At 49.2% G+C, this 3328-nt stretch carries 2 protein-coding genes and 1 pseudogene; all 3 read right to left on the bottom strand.

The features are described from left to right. The coding region (locus QZT26_RS16940) for a hypothetical protein (RefSeq protein WP_295103836.1) at window positions 1-441 on the bottom strand (441 nt) is incomplete at its 3' end. A 573-nt stretch (window positions 442-1014) separates the two neighbouring features. Further along, window positions 1015-2166, bottom strand: a complete 1152-nt coding sequence (locus QZT26_RS16945) for a hypothetical protein (RefSeq protein WP_295103839.1) — start codon at window positions 2164-2166, stop codon at window positions 1015-1017. 638 nt (window positions 2167-2804) lie between these two features. Next, a pseudogene (locus QZT26_RS16950) lies at window positions 2805-2948 on the bottom strand (IS200/IS605 family transposase); the annotation flags it as partial. Window positions 2949-3328 lie beyond the last annotated feature (380 nt).

Raw genomic sequence — 3328 nt, forward strand, 5'->3', positions numbered from 1 at the left:
CTTCAACTGTACGACGGCCTGGTAAGCAGCGATGAATTGGGTGGCGTTGTCTCTATCGACGCGACCGTCCATGTGAGAGATTAACTCCAGCGCTAAGTCATAGATACGGGGGAAACCGGCTGACTGGCCATCGGCCAGTCTCGGTAACTGCCGGCTGTATCCGCGCGGTAAATGCCGTCGCGCCAGACAGATCTGCTGTTCAATCAGATAGAAATTATCGAGCAGCCAAGCCTCTGCCGGCGTGATACGTTGTCCATGCGTCGCTGCGGTTGTCACGACGTCGTACGCCGCCAACAGAACTCGCTCATTGTCTGCCAGACGTGGCAGCAACCTGTCAGGCCTTCGCCGTAGATCTATTCTATGCTGACCCGCCAGGCTGATCGCGTGACGCTTCAGTTGCTCAATACTGAACAGTTCCGACCGCAGCAACTCGGTATCCAATTCGTTATGCAGCACATTCCGCATGCGTGAAAAAAATCTGAACTCTTTGATAAAGATGCCTCCCTCTCCTTGCTCGAATACGAGGTAGTCAGCGCGATCTGCACTGACCTAATGATCTGAACCGCCTATTTGAATTATTGGCAGGTTATGGAGGCATAATGCCATTTCCATCTCCATCTCCATCTCCACCACCGTAGGCGTTAAACTCTAAACGATTGAATTTTTAACTTTTTAAAAAGACTGAAGTTTCACGTCCACAAAGGCTCTGAGCTTAAATTATGCTAAAAGTAAAGATTAAATTTTAACCCTTTTGGAGTATAATTGCACTATGTTATCGGATTTTATGTCCTAACCTAATGACCAAAATCAGCGTTGGCACTTTTTGCCGTACTCTGGATTTAATTGTTATTTACACTCTACTTTTAATTTTAATAATCTGCCAAAAGCCTTTTCTGCTTCTATTGCATCTTTTTTGCTATGCTGGGCACATGCCGGTAGTTATTCTAAATGTTGCTACAGATGCCAATCTGAATCTGCGCAAGCCTGTTCTTCTATTGCCATTACCACTGCGATTCAGTATCGATAGATCGCAGCTATACCCGTCTCCGTCGGCATCCGCTCACTAGGGACTATGAAGACTTGCCCACCCATCTTCAGGGTCAATGTCCCCAGGTCGTCGAGCACATCATCAACCTCCGGGTCAGCCAAGTCGTCAAACTTGATATCGCCGGTCGCTGCATTGATCTTACCTGGAATCTCGCGGTCGGCTTCGATCAGCAGCTTAGAGACCCGACCACCCACTACAGCCTTGGCGACGTGCCCAAGTTCGTCGTGACCGGCACCCTTGGATCGTGCACTGCGGAACTCCTCGCCCAGCGCAGCCAGCCGTGCCAAATAGCGCGGTTCGAGAACCTGCCAGGTGCGCTGGCGGAGTTCATCGATGGATAGGGCGTCCGGTTGGATATCAAGACCTTCGTCAATCAGGTATGGGTTGTGGCTGACTTGGCGGAACAGTTGGTGATGCTCCGGCAACGTCGCCAGGATCAGCGGCAGGGCCGAAGGCCGCGAGTGGTGCTCCATGATCGCGCGGTCGATGGAGCGGAAGAATCGTTCTGTGTCGATGTCCACCTTAGATGCTTTCCCACCGTGTCCATGGTACATAGGCGAGTGCCCTTGCCAGACGCCGCCGTAGGAGGCGACGGTCTGGTGCGACTCATACAATTCTTCTCCAAGTGCCTCGGTGATCGTCTTTGGGACGCCCTGTGCCGGTTCGATCTCGTCCAAAGTATAACGATTGCCCTCGAACAATCTGATCTCCTTTCGGTTCAAACCGAGAACTTGATAACGGTCGGCTGACTGAAGGATGTACATCAGGGGTTTGGTGTGGAAACTATCTGCTACAATAGCCAATTCGGCAACCGGACGCTGTAGCTTGTAAACCCGGAACCTGCCTCTTGCACCCAGCACTGCCAGGCCGTCTAGGGTGTGATTCCAGAAGTCGCGATCTTCAGCCAATGCCAGAAAGGGATCCAAAAAAGGCTGGATATCATACGCAAGATATTTCCGTAATAGCGACTCTTTTAGTGCCTTCACGAGGTTCCGAAACCGGATCGGATCCTGCTGGTTTTCCGGATGGTGCCGATGTGTAGGTTGGTAGAGCGAGAGACACGGCGGCTCACAAGCCTCCAATACCCCCGCTGTGTAGTCTTGATTTATCGAATTCATTATTTCCCCTCTCTTATGTGATGTGTTTTATCTGGGCCGGCGCACTCGACAGCTATCCGCCCCCGGCTAGGTATCAAATGGGGAGCGCGAGCGTGCTAACCATTAAAATAATGACGCTACCTCCGCGTACTACAGTGCATGCTTTTGTTAGGTGCGTCGTCCAATCTCATTCCTTCCTCATTTGCTTCGTCTAAGTGTTACTCTCTTTTTTTTATTCAAAGCATTGTAGCGACACACGGCCGTGCGTCTCTACACAAACAACCCCGTTCCCAAGCTGGACAGACTGGGTCAAATGAACCTTGTTGTCGCATAAGTGGGGATAACTCCTTACATTTTGCCTGTTTTATGCCCTATTTATTACTGTTTTTCCATTAAAGTGGGGAATGCATATCGCGAAATAGGGTAAAATTGCCGATTTGACCCAGCCTGTGGAACCTGGGAACGATAGGAAAGTCAGTACCACCAGCATAGCTGGTGGCTTGATTAGCCCTAAAAGGGCATTGTTACTAGCTCCCCTTAAGGGGTTTCTTCGCATTCTTTAGCACATGTTTCTTACTTAGCGGTTGTTTCTTAGCCGATCCAGTTTGTTAATCCTGTTAATTGATGCTCCTATCACTAGTTTCCCTAAAAGGGTTTACTTAAAAGGGTTTACTTAAATCAGTATCATACTTACCCTCTATGGATTCGTTGAGGTCTTGATCTTGAATATATTTCCTTATCTTTGCTTCATCCAAACCAACAGTACTCACATAGTATCTACGTGCCCAAAAACTATTGTGTTGGTTCACCGTGAATTGGAATTTTCGAATTCAAAATAAGCTACTAAACTGGAGCTTTACCCCAGACCCCCATGGTTTATTTTAGGCATAAGAGGAACTCTGGTTCGTCATTCTTTGGTTGTGAGTGAGAGAGGAGCGATTTGCCTCCTCTCTAGGAATGACGATCCGTCGTCCCTCGGCGGGTTGCTCCCCAGCAGAGCCCGCCTCTGTTTTACCGAACGGCACGATTCTATTCCTTCACCTCCTTTCTGTCAAGCGATCTTTCGTTTAGCCGCCCGCCGTTGCCGCGCTTCACTTAATTTTCGGTCTCGTTCCAAAAAGATTTCTTTTTTACGTCCGAGCAATTTGTCCTGCGGGGCGATATAACCTATTGCGCTATGTAA

This window comes from uncultured Candidatus Kuenenia sp., from assembly GCF_900696675.1.
In the GTDB taxonomy this organism is placed as follows: Bacteria; Planctomycetota; Brocadiia; order Brocadiales; family Brocadiaceae; genus Kuenenia; species Kuenenia stuttgartiensis_A.